The following is a 13913-nucleotide window of genomic DNA, read 5'->3' on the forward strand; positions in this document are numbered from 1 at the left end:
AAAATAATTAACTGCCAAAAAGTAATAGTAATTTAGTGAATTGTCCGCTATCACTATTTAACATGGTCCATAAGTCGAGTTGTAACTTAGGATTGTATGGATTGAGGTAAACCCCATCTTTGCGTAATTCAAAATGCAAGTGGGGGCCAGTTGAGCGACCTGTATTGCCGACATAGCCAATTTCAAAACCGCGCCGAACTTCGTTACCTACATCTAATTCCGCATTGAAGTTGCTGAGGTGGGCGTAATACGTTCGATATCCGCCTGGGTGTTCTAAGATAATCAGATTACCAAAAGCCCCGTTATAGCCGCGCGCTACAACCTTGCCAGTAGCCACGCTAAAGACGGGCGTACCAATAGGGGCAGAGTAATCAATGCCCATATGCGCTCGATACCTCGAGTTAGTAGGTGGCGCTTGTACAGTATTATTTTTACTAGTTACGGCAGGCACTTTTTTCCGCCCTGCAGGAACCATTCCCACTCCACGCGAGATGCGCCGATAACTGAGGGGATTAGTCCACATGGTTCGTTCTATCGATTCACCATTAGGGGTGTAAAAGCCTCCAGGGAGCTCGTTGCGATTGAGCCAAAAAGCACTAGCCAAAACCTCTTTTGTGCTTGGGGCAATAATTTCCACCGCCCAAATTTGCGCCCATTGCTCGCGATCGCCATAATCTACGATCACGCGGACGATGTTATTAGTTTGTTCTGTGATGTTATTTTCTTCGGTATAAATTTGTTTCACCACAGTGTTTAATTCCCAGACTAATTCAATTGGTAATTTATTTTCAACTTGATTTGGGTCATAGAGAACCGCCTTTAATGGGATTTCAATTTCAGTTAAGCGCCCCAATTCATTCACTAAAGGCTCTTGTTGTAATAAAAAACCATCAAATGCTGAGGGTGTAAAAGTCCAAATTTCTGTTTTAGAGTCACGTTCATTACCCGTTAAAAGACTTAAGGACTCGAAGCGATTTCGCTTCCCAAGTGCTAAAGCATAGGGAATGCAATTTCCCCGTACGCGGGCAAAAAAAGCATTAGCCTGGGTTGCAAAAAAAGCATTGAACAGTTTATTTTCAACCCCAATTTGTTCTAGTAGTTGGCCATCGAAAAAGTTACGGCGGGCACAGCCACGTTCTACCCGGTAATCTAAATTCCCGGCGCCAGTAATGAGCACATCATCTTGGGCATTTGAATCCACTAAAGCACTATTCAGCTTGCGTACTTCTAGACCCGTTTTAGAGCGATCTTGAATGCCGCCAGTTTGAGGGTTAACGCCCTTATTCGCTTTCGCTGTATTACTTGAGTTAATAGTGGGCTTTCTTTCTTTAACAACAATAGGAGCCCTTTTTTGATTAGGGTTACCTTCATTAGACGCAACTGAGGGTTTGTTGGAAGCTGGGGTTTGAGCGAGCGCAGCCCCCATCAATCCACATAAAACAAGCAGTAAGGCCTTGAGTCTAAAAACGCGCAGGGTATGGAGAAGTGCAATCACCGCTAGATTATCTAATATTGTTAGACTTGGGCTAGTTATTTTTGCTGTGCTGCAACATTTTAGATAGCTATAGTAGGCATAATTACCTACATAGTTCTACCTAGTACCCTCGTTGCAAAAAGGATGTTAAATGCGCAAGTACCTCGGTTTAGTAGTACTGATTGCCGCTAGCAGTTATCTACCAAGTGGATTAGCTAAAACGTGTGCCGCCAGTGCAACTGAAAAAAAATTAACCGGCGCGGCTAAATCGAGCTTTTTAAAAAAATGTGAAAAAGATATTAAAGCGGCTTGCGAGGCGAGCGCCAATGAAAAAAAATTAACTGGTGCAGTACGGCATAGTCATGTGCTTAAATGTAGCAAGGATGCGGCGAGCCATTAAGCCCAATTCGCGTTTTAAATATGGCTACAATAAGTTTTTTTAAGAGAGCCCCATGCCTATTATTGAATCGGTTCAAGTTGCTGTCATTGCTGTTCCTTTAGATCAAGTGACTTCATTCTCAACCCGTACGGTTTCTGAGCGCCATTATTGTTTGGTAAAAGTGCGTAGTAAAGAGGGGCTTGAGGGTATCGGTTTTTGTTATGTTGGTAGCGCCGCTGGTGAGATTGCCAAGATTGCCGTAGTGCAATTACTGGCCCCCAAATTACTAGGTCAAGAAAGCCACCGAAGTGAAGGGTTGTGGTTAGACATGTATAACGAATCAGTATTACAGGGTCGTACAGGTTCGGTGATGCGTGGCATTTCTATTTTAGATAATGCCCTTTGGGATCTGAATGCCCGTTCCGCTAGCTTACCTTTGCATCTCTACTTAGGGGCAGTGGTCAATGATCGGGTGCCCGCCTATGCTAGTGGCGGTTACTATTTGGCAGGCAAGACTCCAGCCAAATTAGGTAAAGAAATGGAGTCCTATCTTAAGTTAGGTTTTAAAGCGGTCAAAATGAAAGTAGGTCGCCTCTCGCCACGCGAGGAAGAGGCGCGAGTGAAGGCGGCTCGTCAGGCAATTGGCCCCGATATTTTATTGATGTTAGATGCCAATAATGCTTGGCGCGACCTACCTACTGCTTTAGATTATCTACGGCGGTTTGAGGCTTATGACCCATATTGGATTGAAGAACCCTTTTCACCTGATGCCATTGATTTGCATGCCGCTTTAGCCCGTAGCACCATGATTACCGTAGCCACTGGAGAGATTGAGGCTGGCCGCTGGCGCTTTCGTGAGCTCATTGACGCGGGTGGTGCAGGCATTTTACAAAGCGATGCAGCGGTTTGTGGTGGCATTTCAGAATGGCGGCGCATTGCGAATTATGCCGATGCTAAAGGCATCACCGTTTGTCCACACTGGTTTCATGATTTACACGCACCGCTAGTAGCAGCTACACCAAATGCGCGGTTTGTCGAGTTTTTTGCTGACGATCAGGTGCTTAATTTCCGGCGCCTTATCAATAAGCAATTAAGCTTCAACAACGGCGATTTAATTTTGCACCAAAGCCCTGGTTTAGGTTTTGAATTTAATGAAGTGGAAATTAAAAAGTTGGCAGGTAAATTAGCGTGGACTACCATCGCTTAAGTAATCTGGGATCGCTGGATTCGGAAGTGTCGCAGAACTTGGGTTGCTAGAACGACCGCAAAGCCAATAAAGCCAATTAAATCTGCTTCAGTTGATGGGTAAGCTAAGGCCACACCCGAGATCACCATAATAGTGCGCTCGAGCCATTTAGTCTTTTCAATAAACCAGCCTTGTAAGCCGCCGGCCAAACAGACAACACCAATTGCGGCGGTAAAAGAGACCCAAGCAATATCAGCCCAATTCGCTTTGCTTAAGGCCTCCATAGACCCCATCAGCAGTAAAGCAGTGCCCGACTTGTCTAAAGTAAACATAAAGGGCACCAAAATAGCTGGCGCAACATACTTCCACGTTTGCATGGTGGTTTTGTAGGGGTTACCTTTACAAATAGCCGCCGCTGCAAAAGGCGAGAGCGCGGTAGGTGGAGATACTTCCGAAAGTACAGCGTAATAAAAAATAAACATGTGGGCAGCAAAAGCCGGCACACCTAAATTAATTAGTGCTGGGGCTGCAATAACTGCGCAAATAATATACGAAGCAGTTACTGGAACAGCTAGACCAACCACCCAAACTACCAGAGCCGTAAAAATAGTGGTTAGTAATAAAGAGCCACCGGCATATTGAATAACGATGGTACTAAATTTAAGACCTAAGCCAGTCAGGGTGACTGTGCCAACAATTAAGCCCGCGCCAGCGCAGGTCACCGCAATGGCTAGAACGCCAGTAGAGCCAGCGGCTAGGGCTTTAATTAAGTTAGATTGATACAGTCCTGATAGGAAGGGCAATTTACCGGTAAACCAGGCATACGGAATAATTGCGGTATCTCGCCGCAGCATGCTTGATGCAGCTGATACCACTGTAGCCCAGAAGACCGACATGATGGGAGAAAAACCATACATCATGAAGACCACAATAGAAATCAAGGAAAAGAAGTGATACCAGTATTTTTTGGCTAAAGACCAGGCACTTTCAGCTGTTTCAAAATGAATATCTTTCATGCCGTATTTACGTACATCAATTTCAACCATGACAAAAAGACCAAGATAAAATAAAACCGTAGGAATACTAGCCATTAGCAGTACATCGAGATAAGAAATTTTTAAGAAGTCAGCAATCAAAAATGCTGCCGCCCCCAATACCGGCGGCGAGATAATGGCTCCCAGCCCGCCTGCAGCCAAAAGACCGCCAGCCGCATTGCGTTCATAACCCACTTTTTCGAGCATTGGCGCTGCCACTGAGCCAACGGTAACAGTTGTTGCAACTCCAGAGCCTGATGGGCCGCCAAGTAAAAATGACGATAAGACGATGGTGCGCCCCACACCCGACGATTTACCACCCATAGCAGCGAATGAAAAATCGATAAAAAATTTACCCGCACCAGTGAACTGTAAAAAAGCCCCAAAAATAGTGAAGAGAATAATTAAGGTTGCCGAAACATCTACAGCTGTGCCATAAATACCTTCAAGCGTCATGTACATATAGCCTACGAGGCGATCTAGGTCGTAACCTTTGTGTGTCCAAGGTGCAGGTAAATGATTGCCAAAAAGGGCATAAAGTAAAAAACAGACCGTAACCGCGACTAAGACTAAGCCATTGGTGCGACGCACAGCCTCTAGAATCATTAAAATTAGTGCAATGCCATACATTACATCCGTGGGATTAGGGGCTGTATTACGATCAGCAAACTCATCGCCACTACTTAAGATGTAATAGGCAATCACAATTGAGCCAACGGCTAACAGCACATCCCACCACATCAAACGATTTTTAAAGCGATTTAAAAACGGAAAGCTGAGGAATACCAAAAACAACACAATACCCACATGCACCGTGCGCAGTACTTGGGTAGGCACGATGGCATAGGCCGCGTAGAGGTGAAATAGCGACATGCCAACTGCCGCCAAAGTAATAAAGGTTGCTAACCACCCACGGTAATCATTTGCATCACCTTCTTCTTGTTTGATAAATGACTCAAGTTTGGCTTGAGTGATGTTATCAATGGGCACTTGTTCCATGATTGACCTAATTAAATGAAGCGGGTGATTAATTCAAATTTAATTTCTTTTCTTTGAAGTACTTTAAAGCACCAGGATGGTAGGCTACTGGCGTAGATTTGGTTTTTTGATTTTCTAAAGTGACGTTAATGTATTCCTGATGGGTCCGCACTAAATCGAGTTTATGATCAAAAATGGTTTTGACAATTTGGTAGGCTTCTGCATCTGACATATTAGCGTTGACAACCAAAATATTGGCCACCGCTGCCACTTTGTTATCTTTGGCCATGCCGCTATAAATTGTTTTTGGAATGACGGTAGGAAAATAGAGGTTGCCATACTTTTTATTCATCGCAGCGACTTCATCTGCATTATCAATCATGACGATTTTCATGCCAGGACTATTGGCTAAATCAGTAACTGCTGCAGTTGGCAGACCACCAACCCAAAAGAAGGCATCAATTTTCCGATCTTTGATTGCGTTGACGGATTCAGCAACACTGAGGCGTTCGCGTTTCACATCTTTATCTTTATCCAGCCCAGCTGCCTCGAGCTCACGAAAGGCCATAATCTCAGTAGCGCTACCTGGGGCTCCAGTGCTTACTCGCTTACCTTTTAAATCTTTCATGGTTTTAATACCAGTTGACTCTACTGTGGCCACGTGCATTAAATTGGGATAGAGTACTAAGAGCGTACGTAAGTCGACTTTTTTATTTACAAATTTACCTTCACCCATTTGCGCGTCTTTAGCCGCATCGGCCATTGAAAATCCAACATACGGTTTTCCTGTGCCAATCAAATTCAAATTGTCAACCGAGCCACCAGTGACCTCAGCAGTAGCCGACATATTGGGAATATATTTAGAAAGCACCGCTGCAAGCCCGCCGCCCATGGGGTAATACACCCCCCCAGTACCACCAGTGGCAATTGATAAATTTTCCGCTTGAACACTAGAAAAACAGAATGCAGTAAGTACAAAAAGTAATTTAGATAGTTTCATAAAGTGTCTCCAAAGAGGAAAATAAACGTGGGGAAATCACAGTCCAGGCATGGTGAAATTAATGGCTGCTAATTCAGCAATTAATTTTTTCTGCTGCTCAACTGGCAAGGTGACGAGAGGTGGGCGCATACGTAACCAACCTGGATCTTTACTGAAGTGGGCAACCACTGCTTTCATGGCGGCCATTGGGGGATATTGCATAAACACTGCGCGCACCTTGTCTAAAGCCGCCTGACTTTCATCAGCATAAGCATCTTCCCAGTGGGCGCCTAAATCGGCAATGGCTTTTGGGTTGATATTAGCTGTAGCAGAAATACAGCCCACTCCGCCAGCGCGCATGGTACGCAGTAAAAATATTTCGCTGCCCGCATAGACGCGAAAGCCAGTAGGAGCTAATACTTTAATCACCGATTCAGTGTAATCCCAGTCGCCCGAACTGTCTTTAATGCCGACTACGGTTTTTGGAAAGGCCTCGACTAAGCGTTCGAGCAAATCTAAGCTCAAACCAATTTTGCTCACAGGCGGGATGTTGTAAACATAAATTTGTAAAGCGCTATCACCAACTTTTTCAATCACTTCAGCAAAGTAAGCAAACAATCCATCGTCTGAAACATCTTTATAGTAAAAGGGCGGCAACATTAAAACGCCGGCACATTTAGCCTTGACTGCAGCTTTAGTCATGGTGACAGCATCATCGACGGAGCAAGCACCGGTACCTGGCATCATTTGGCTTGGATCGAGCCCGCCCGCCAATAAATCATCAAGTACCCGCAATTTTTGGGTGGCCGACATGGAATTTGCTTCGGAATTAGTACCAAAAACGGCATGCCCAACGCCATTTTTTGATAACCATTGACATTGTTTTAATAAGACTTTGGAATTGGGACTGCCATCTGCGTTAAATGGAGTTAACACCGGCGAAAGAATAGTTGGCAGGGAAGAGGCAATCGTTTTCATAAGGTCTCCAGATCAAATGGTATTGGGGTAAGAAGGGGCTGCTGTTGAAAAAAAGCGTCGAGATTATCGAGGGTTAAGTTTGTCATGGCAATGCGGGTTTCATTCGTACCGCTAGCCATATGCGGCGTGAGTACAACATTGCTATATTTAAAAAATTCAGGATTAGGAGTGGGCTCATTTTCGAATACATCTAAGGCGGCTCCAGCAATCAGCTTATTTTCTAGTGCGTGTAAGAGCGCGGCTTCATCTAGCACACTGCCACGGGCAATATTAATAAAATAAGCGGTGGGTCCGAGGGCCTTAAACACCGCCGCATTCGCGATTTTTGCGGTGCTTGGCCCAGCGGGGCACAGCATGATCAAAATATCACTATTGGCAGCTAAGCTGACGATATCGCTATAGTAGGTGTAGGGCACATTTTTTTGATTCGGACCGCAATAACTCAAATGGACTTTAAATGGCTTGAGACGCTCAACCAAATCGAGGGCAATACGGCCAAGGCCGACGATACCCACCCGCTTGCCAGCCAAACTGCTAGTTAAGGTGTAGGGCCCGTTACTCCAAGTGCCGGCACGTAAATACTGTTCTGCAGCGGGTATTTGGCGCATTAATGCCAACAGCAAACCCACTGCCAATTCGCAGACTGCATCATTAAGAACCCCAGGTGTATTGCTAGCAATAATATGTTTTTGCTGCAAGTAATCTAGCGGCAAATTATCGTAACCAACCCCACAATTGGCGATAATTTCTAATTTTGGCAATTGTTCTAAAAGGCTAATGGGAAGAATAGTAGGCGAGCGGGTGAGGATCGCCTTAAATACACCAAGGGGCGGTTTATCGAGCGGATTAAGTAACTTACCATAGTTACCATGACCGATCCGGCGATCGATTTCCGCTTGCATGGGGCCTGAAAATGGGCCGACTTGGAGCACCGAATTGACGGGAATCATGTCTCTTTATGTTTTTTTGAAATAATGGCACATTGTAAGTGTTTTCTTAATCCTGCTACCCTGATTCATTAACCACTTTTGGGGCAAACCATTGAGCAATTCCGATCCAGCCAAGACTACCTCCCGCGGCATGCTTAAGGGGCTGACACGCTATGGCGATGCGGGATTTTCACTATTTTTACGCAAAGCCTTTATTAAGGCGATGGGTTATAGCGATAGTGCCCTCGACCGCCCAATTATTGGTATTACGAATACCTTCAGCGACTTTAACCCCTGTCACGGCAATGTGCCCCAAATGATTGAGGCTGCCAAGCGTGGTGTGATGCAAGCTGGCGGCATGCCGATGGTTTTTCCTACTATTTCGATTCATGAGTCTTTTGCCTTCCCAACCAGTATGTACTTACGTAATTTGATGGCTTTAGATACGGAAGAAATGATCCGTGCACAGCCCGTTGATGCAGTGGTGTTAATTGGGGGCTGCGATAAAACGATTCCAGCGCAATTAATGGCTGCAGCTAGCGTAGCAGTGCCAGTTATTGTGATCCCCACAGGACCCATGCTAACCACCACTTATCAAGGCGATCGTTTGGGGGCTTGTACGGATTGTCGGCGTTACTGGGCAAAGTTTCGTGCGCATGAAATCGATCAGACTGAAATTGATGCAGTGAATGAAAAATTAGCCCCGACGACGGGTACCTGCATGGTCATGGGAACGGCTAGCACGATTGCCTGCATGACTGAGGCTGCCGGCATGAGTTTAGCGGGAACGGCAGCAGTACCCGCAGTGATGGCTGAACGCTTTCGTCTTGCCGAGTTCACTGGTCGGCGTGCAGTCGAGCTGGCGCAATTACCTGATCCTAGTACATTTTCTAGTCAGGCCATTTTGACTCCACAGGCTTTTACGAATGCATTTACCGTATTGCATGCGATTGGTGGTTCGACCAATGCCTTGATTCACTTCACTGCCATTGCCGCACGCCTAGGAATACAGATTGACTTAGAGGCGATTGACCGTTTAGGTCGTCATGTGCCAGTTCTGGTTGATTTAAAACCGAGTGGTAGCCATTACATGGAACATTTGTACGAAGATGGTGGCTTGATGGCGATCTTGCAAGAATTAAAACCCCATCTCTATTTAGATTGCCTGACGATTAGTGGTCGCACCCTAGGCGAAGAAATAGAATCAGCACAAAATAATAAAAGTATGGCGCGTCATAAAAAGGTGATTCGGATCGCTGCCGAGCCGATCTTCCCTGTCGGAGGTTTAGCGGTCTTAAAAGGCAATTTAGCCCCGCGCGGAGCCGTCATTAAACACTCGGCTGCGACCCCTGCTTTATTGCAGCATCGCGGTCGCGCTGTGGTATTCACCTCTTTAGAAGATTTAGCTTCGCGTATTGATCGCGATGATTTAGATGTACGAGCGGAAGATATTTTAGTGTTACAAAATGCGGGTCCAAAAGGCGCCCCAGGAATGCCCGAGGCGGGATATTTACCGATCCCCAAAAAATTAGCCCAAGCTGGAGTGAAAGATATGGTGCGTCTTTCCGATGCACGGATGAGTGGTACTGCCTTTGGCACGATCGTTTTGCATATTACTCCAGAGGCTGCTGAAAATGGACCACTTGCAGCGGTACGTAACGGTGACATGATTGAATTAGATGTACCTAAGCGCAGCATCACACTGTTAGTCGATGAGGCAGAAATTAAGCAACGTTTAGCCGAGTTAGGCGCCCCTGAAGCACGCTTAGAGATTCCAGCGACAGGTTATCGTCGGCTTTACCAAACGACTGTTACACAAGCCGATGTGGGCTGTGATTTTGATTTTATGGTGCCTGTAGCAACTCGTTCTGCACCCCTAATTAAGGAATAGTGTGATGTTATTTACTCCAGCTGAAACTAAAGTATTAATTATTGGCGGCGGCACGATGGGCGCTGATGTGGCAACCGTATTTGCCCGCGGTGGCTGTGCTACGCAAGTATGTGAACTCACCACCGAACGCCGTGCAGCTTTACCTACTTACTTTGCTAATCAAATGATCGAGTTGGGCTACGAGCAGCGCATCCATCTTTTGACGACAGCAGGCTCGTTGAATGACGTCGATTGGTCTGAAGTCGATTTAGTCGTTGAGTGTATTCCCGAGCGCTTAGATATTAAACAAGCCTTATTTATTGAATTAGAAAAACGCGCTAAAGCTGAAACAGTCTTAGCGAGCAATAGCTCAAGCTTTCCAATTAGCGCGATCTGTACAGATTTAAAAACGCAAGCTCGTATGATTGGACTGCATTTTTTTATGCCAGCGCATTTGGTGCCCTGTGTCGAAGTTGTTTATGGTCCAAAAACGTCACCACTTGTCGGCGAAAGTCTGTCACGCCTCATGACGGCATGCGGCATGGTGCCAGTGAGGGTAAAAAAAGATTTACCTGGTTTTTTAGCCAACCGGCTGCAACATGCTTTATCACGCGAAGCCTTTTGGATGGTGGATGAAGGTATTGCAAGTTTGGAGGATATTGATAAAGCGGTGCGCTTTGGCTTTGGCTTTCGTTATTTAGCTGCTGGCCCCGTGTTACAGCGTGATCATGCCGGCCTTGATATTCATGCCGCTGCAGGCGCGAGCATTTATCCATCGCTTAACAATTCTCCACAAATTGCGCAATGCTTAGCAGAGCCTGCAGCCCATGGCAAATTGGGCATGAAAACCGGTGAGGGGTTTTTTCAATGGACGCCAGAAACGATTCGAGCAGAGCGAGAGCGCTATAACAATCTTTTAAGGGCTAGCTTGCAATTAATTCAAAAAGAATTACCTGAAATTAAATAAATTATTTTTAAGATAAATCGGCAATATGTAAGCGGCGCAATTGTGGGGCAAGATAGTAAGTGCAGGTTACCACTGCAATTGTGGCAATTCCGCCAAAAATAATTGAGGGCACTAGACCCATTAAGCTGGCAGCAATGCCTGATTCGAGTGCGCCGAGTTCATTCGAAGAGCCAATAAAAATACCGTTGATAGCACTGACTCTGCCACGCATTTGATCCGGGGTAGTGAGCTGCATAATCGAACCGCGAATGACCACCGATACTGAGTCACAGCAGCCCGATAGCATTAAGAAGCTTGCCGCTACCCATAACTCAGTCGACAGCCCAAAGCCAACAATGGCCAAGCCAAAGCCCGCAACCGACATTAATAAATAACGGCCCGAGTTATATAGCATGGGTTTGCGAGCCAAGATAACGCCTGTAATCACTGCCGCGAGTGCGGGTGAGGCACGTAAAATACCTAAAGTTTCTGGTCCAGCATGTAAAACTTCTTTCACAAAAGCTGGCAAGATTGACACCGCACCCCCCAGCAAAACTGCAAACATATCGAGGGCCATTGTCGCTAAAATTAACTCGTGCTTACGAACATAATTAAAGCCCTCTAAAAAACTCGTAAAAAAATGAGCCCTTACCGTGCTGAGCTGCGGTTTTTGCGCTTGAATAAGCCAAGCACCATACAAGCCGACTCCAGCGCAGAGTCCAGCTAGACAATAAGTCCACGATAGACCAGCAAAGCCAATGAGTAGGCCGCCGATACCGGGCCCCGCAACCACACAAATTTGAAATACCGAAGAAGCGAGCGCGGTGTAGCGGGTGAGTTCTGCACGCGGAATAATTTGGCCAAAGATGGCCGTATACGAGGGGCGCATCAGCGCTCTACCGATACCTAGAAAGGCAACTGCCGTATAAATAAGGGGTACTGGTGGACTCATTAAATTGAGCGCAATAGCCACCAGAAAAAAGGCTACACCGATATGAATAGAGCAGGCAATGGCCGCAATCAAACGTCGCGAGTAGGTATCGACTGCGTGACCTGAGTAAAGCGCAAAAGCAAAGTAGGGTACTAGCTCCGCTAAGCCAACTAACCCCAGTGACACCACGCTATTCGTTAGCTCATAAATATGCCAACCCACTGCAACCATGATAATTTGGTAGTTGAGGGTGACGCCTATGCGGTAGATTAAAAGCGTTTGAAAAGCTTGGCGAGTGGACATCTCGAGTTTATGCTCCAAAGAGGAGTCGTAGCGGCGAAGTAATGAGGGTGAGCAACCAAATAAAAAAAGCACTGAGCGGCTGCATCCACCAAGTGGTAATGAAACCGGTGAAAGCTAAACCGAGCACAATAAAAAATCCCCAGGGCTCTATTTTTCCTAAAGCAATGGATTGACGCACGGGTAAGAGGCCAGACAAAATTCGGCCACCGTCTAATGGTGGCAAGGGAAATAAATTGAACACTAGCAAGCCAATATTCCAGAGCACCCCTGCTTTAGCCATGGAAATAAAAAAAGTCTCATCGATACCGAATCCTTGCAAGGTAATCCAGAGAAAGGCCCAGACGATGGCTTGGATAAAATTCGAGCCGGGGCCAGCCAAAGCAACCCAAATCATATCGATTTTGGGGTTACGTAAATGGTCAAAGCGAACAGGTACTGGTTTCGCGTAACCAATTAAAAACGAAGACCCCATTAAAATAAGTGCTAAGGGGATTAAGATGGTGCCCACCAAGTCGATGTGCTTGGCTGGGTTAAGGGTCACTCGGCCTAGCATGTATGCCGTGTTGTCGCCAAAACGCTTAGCCGCATAACCATGGGCTGCCTCATGTATGGTAATGGCAAAAATGAGCGGAATTGCATTAATGGCGACAGCTTGGATAGAATAGTCAGTAATCATGACAATATGATATCGATAGGAGCAAATTGTGACGGAAGAAAAGAAACCAGCAAGTAAGAATCCAGCCAAGCCAGCGGCGGGTAAACCCCCGGCACGTCCTGTAGCGAAAGGCCCACAGAGCTTAGGCGGGCGTCCGCAGGCAGGCTTTGGTGGCGGCAAGGGCATGATGCGCAAGGCTGGCCGTGGGCGTTAAGAATCACGAAGCGAGGCGCTTAGGTGGCAGAAGTAGGAGCTTGGCTTCTGAATAGGGGATAATTCAAATATGAGGAATGCACTAGGGGATCAAAATGAATGAATGGCATGGTGAGGAAAAATCGGCAATTAATCGTAAGATTATTGTTTTAGTTGTAATGCTTGCGGTAGCAACGAGCTTGGCTATTTTGTTTGCGATTACTGCTGCCCATATTGGATACGTTTTTAGATAAACGTTAACCGTATACAGTTACAACCCCTTGTTTTTCTTGGCCATGGAAGCCCTATGTATGCGCTTGAGGCTAATCGGCATACCAAAGCTTGGGCCGAATTAGGAAAAAATCTCCCTCGTCCCGACGCGATTTTAGTCATTTCAGCCCATTGGTTAACCCGCGGCGTTTGGGCTACCGCAATGCAAATGCCCCAAACAATTCATGATTTTGGTGGCTTTCCAGATGCCCTATTTCAGTTGCAGTACCCTGCTCCTGGCAGCCCTAATTTAGCGCAACGGGTAAAAACCTTATTAGCACCGCTGACCGCAGTGGTTTTAGAAGAAAATGAATGGGGTATCGATCACGGTGCTTGGTCGGTACTGCGCTACCTCTATCCTGCAGCCGATATACCAGTAGTGCAAATGAGTTTAAATGGCGGCTTAGACGCGCAAGGCCATTACGATTTAGCTCGTCAATTAGCCCCCCTGCGAGCAGAAAATATTTTAATTCTGGCGAGTGGCAATGTAGTTCATAACCTACGCCTCATTCATTGGCAGGCAGATGCTACCCCTTATCCTTGGGCTCTGGAGTTTAATCATTTCTTTTTACAGGCGTTGCAAGCAAACCAGTATCAGGCTTTAATTGACTACGAAAGTCTTGGTGAGGCGGCCCGCTTAGCGATTCCAACACCTGAGCATTATTGGCCGGCACTTTATCCGCTAGCTTTACAGCAGCCAGGTGAAAAAGTTACTGTCATTACTGATGGAATTGAAATGAGCTCAATTAGTATGTTGAGCTTCATCATCCACTAGGACCCCTATTTTTTGACCCTAGTGGCTGTCCCAA

At 46.1% G+C, this 13913-nt stretch carries 14 protein-coding genes; 7 read left to right on the plus strand and 7 right to left on the minus strand.

The window, feature by feature from the left end; genetic code table 11:
* Positions 1–7: 7 nt before the first annotated feature.
* Positions 8–1495, minus strand: coding sequence for a M23 family metallopeptidase (locus LZT21_RS08275; RefSeq protein WP_233990229.1), 1488 nt, complete (start codon positions 1493–1495; stop codon positions 8–10).
* Positions 1496–1625: 130 nt separating this feature from the next.
* On the opposite strand from LZT21_RS08275, the gene LZT21_RS08280 reads away from it, so the two are divergent.
* On the plus strand, positions 1626–1874 hold the full coding sequence (locus LZT21_RS08280; protein WP_233924131.1) for a hypothetical protein: 249 nt from the start codon (positions 1626–1628) through the stop codon (positions 1872–1874).
* Positions 1875–1926: 52 nt separating this feature from the next.
* A complete protein-coding gene (locus LZT21_RS08285) occupies positions 1927–3060 on the plus strand; it encodes a mandelate racemase/muconate lactonizing enzyme family protein (protein WP_233990231.1) in 1134 nt (377 codons plus the stop codon).
* On the opposite strand, the gene LZT21_RS08290 is transcribed toward LZT21_RS08285, so the two are convergent.
* The 4 genes from LZT21_RS08290 to LZT21_RS08305 are packed head-to-tail and all read right to left on the minus strand — an operon-like array spanning position 3057 to position 7958.
* Positions 3057–5072, minus strand: coding sequence for a TRAP transporter fused permease subunit (locus LZT21_RS08290; RefSeq protein WP_233924133.1), 2016 nt, complete (start codon positions 5070–5072; stop codon positions 3057–3059). The genes LZT21_RS08285 and LZT21_RS08290 overlap by 4 nt on opposite strands.
* Positions 5073–5100: 28 nt before the next feature.
* Entirely contained in the window at positions 5101–6051 is a 951-nt protein-coding gene (locus LZT21_RS08295; RefSeq protein ID WP_233937258.1) for a TAXI family TRAP transporter solute-binding subunit, read from the minus strand.
* A gap of 36 nt (positions 6052–6087) precedes the next feature.
* Positions 6088–7008, minus strand: coding sequence for a dihydrodipicolinate synthase family protein (locus LZT21_RS08300; protein ID WP_233924135.1), 921 nt, complete (start codon positions 7006–7008; stop codon positions 6088–6090).
* Entirely contained in the window at positions 7005–7958 is a 954-nt protein-coding gene (locus tag LZT21_RS08305) for a 2-hydroxyacid dehydrogenase (protein ID WP_233924136.1), read from the minus strand. The genes LZT21_RS08300 and LZT21_RS08305 overlap by 4 nt, the downstream gene beginning before the upstream one ends.
* 91 nt (positions 7959–8049) lie before the next feature.
* Between LZT21_RS08305 and LZT21_RS08310 the strand changes: the two genes are divergently transcribed.
* Positions 8050–9828, plus strand: coding sequence for an IlvD/Edd family dehydratase (locus LZT21_RS08310; RefSeq protein ID WP_255696489.1), 1779 nt, complete (start codon positions 8050–8052; stop codon positions 9826–9828).
* A gap of 4 nt (positions 9829–9832) precedes the next feature.
* Positions 9833–10774, plus strand: a complete 942-nt coding sequence (locus LZT21_RS08315) for a 3-hydroxyacyl-CoA dehydrogenase family protein (protein WP_233924137.1) — start codon at positions 9833–9835, stop codon at positions 10772–10774.
* A gap of 7 nt (positions 10775–10781) precedes the next feature.
* Here LZT21_RS08315 and LZT21_RS08320 read toward each other — a convergent pair whose 3' ends face one another.
* Together LZT21_RS08320 and LZT21_RS08325 are read right to left on the minus strand one after the other, a co-directional pair.
* On the minus strand, positions 10782–11987 hold the full coding sequence (locus LZT21_RS08320) for an MFS transporter (protein ID WP_233924138.1): 1206 nt from the start codon (positions 11985–11987) through the stop codon (positions 10782–10784).
* 7 nt (positions 11988–11994) lie between these two features.
* A complete protein-coding gene (locus tag LZT21_RS08325; protein WP_233924139.1) occupies positions 11995–12663 on the minus strand; it encodes a site-2 protease family protein in 669 nt (222 codons plus the stop codon).
* A 28-nt stretch (positions 12664–12691) separates the two neighbouring features.
* Between LZT21_RS08325 and LZT21_RS08330 the strand changes: the two genes are divergently transcribed.
* The 3 genes from LZT21_RS08330 to ygiD all read left to right on the plus strand — a co-directional run bounded on the left by LZT21_RS08330 (position 12692) and on the right by ygiD (position 13879).
* A complete protein-coding gene (locus tag LZT21_RS08330; RefSeq protein WP_233924140.1) occupies positions 12692–12856 on the plus strand; it encodes a hypothetical protein in 165 nt (54 codons plus the stop codon).
* A 94-nt stretch (positions 12857–12950) separates the two neighbouring features.
* Entirely contained in the window at positions 12951–13088 is a 138-nt protein-coding gene (locus tag LZT21_RS08335) for a hypothetical protein (protein ID WP_233924141.1), read from the plus strand.
* A gap of 11 nt (positions 13089–13099) precedes the next feature.
* Complete coding sequence (gene ygiD / locus LZT21_RS08340; RefSeq protein WP_370634817.1) at positions 13100–13879, plus strand: 4,5-DOPA dioxygenase extradiol; 780 nt, start codon at positions 13100–13102, stop codon at positions 13877–13879.
* Positions 13880–13913: the final 34 nt, after the last annotated feature.

The sequence above is a fragment of the Polynucleobacter sp. IMCC 30228 genome (assembly GCF_021395205.1).
GTDB lineage: Bacteria > Pseudomonadota > Gammaproteobacteria > Burkholderiales > Burkholderiaceae > Polynucleobacter.

Excerpts from the sequence above, each read along its gene's own strand:
- LZT21_RS08295 (WP_233937258.1), bottom strand. The coding sequence starts at position 6,051 with ATGAAACTATCTAAATTACTTTTTGTACTTACTGCATTCTGTTTTTCT.
- LZT21_RS08290 (WP_233924133.1), bottom strand. The coding sequence starts at position 5,072 with ATGGAACAAGTGCCCATTGATAACATCACTCAAGCCAAACTTGAGTCA.
- LZT21_RS08285 (WP_233990231.1), top strand. The coding sequence starts at position 1,927 with ATGCCTATTATTGAATCGGTTCAAGTTGCTGTCATTGCTGTTCCTTTA.
- LZT21_RS08320 (WP_233924138.1), bottom strand. The coding sequence starts at position 11,987 with ATGTCCACTCGCCAAGCTTTTCAAACGCTTTTAATCTACCGCATAGGC.
- LZT21_RS08300 (WP_233924135.1), bottom strand. The coding sequence starts at position 7,008 with ATGAAAACGATTGCCTCTTCCCTGCCAACTATTCTTTCGCCGGTGTTA.
- LZT21_RS08280 (WP_233924131.1), top strand. The coding sequence starts at position 1,626 with ATGCGCAAGTACCTCGGTTTAGTAGTACTGATTGCCGCTAGCAGTTAT.
- LZT21_RS08305 (WP_233924136.1), bottom strand. The coding sequence starts at position 7,958 with ATGATTCCCGTCAATTCGGTGCTCCAAGTCGGCCCATTTTCAGGCCCC.
- LZT21_RS08335 (WP_233924141.1), top strand. The coding sequence starts at position 12,951 with ATGAATGAATGGCATGGTGAGGAAAAATCGGCAATTAATCGTAAGATT.
- LZT21_RS08325 (WP_233924139.1), bottom strand. The coding sequence starts at position 12,663 with ATGATTACTGACTATTCTATCCAAGCTGTCGCCATTAATGCAATTCCG.
- LZT21_RS08315 (WP_233924137.1), top strand. The coding sequence starts at position 9,833 with ATGTTATTTACTCCAGCTGAAACTAAAGTATTAATTATTGGCGGCGGC.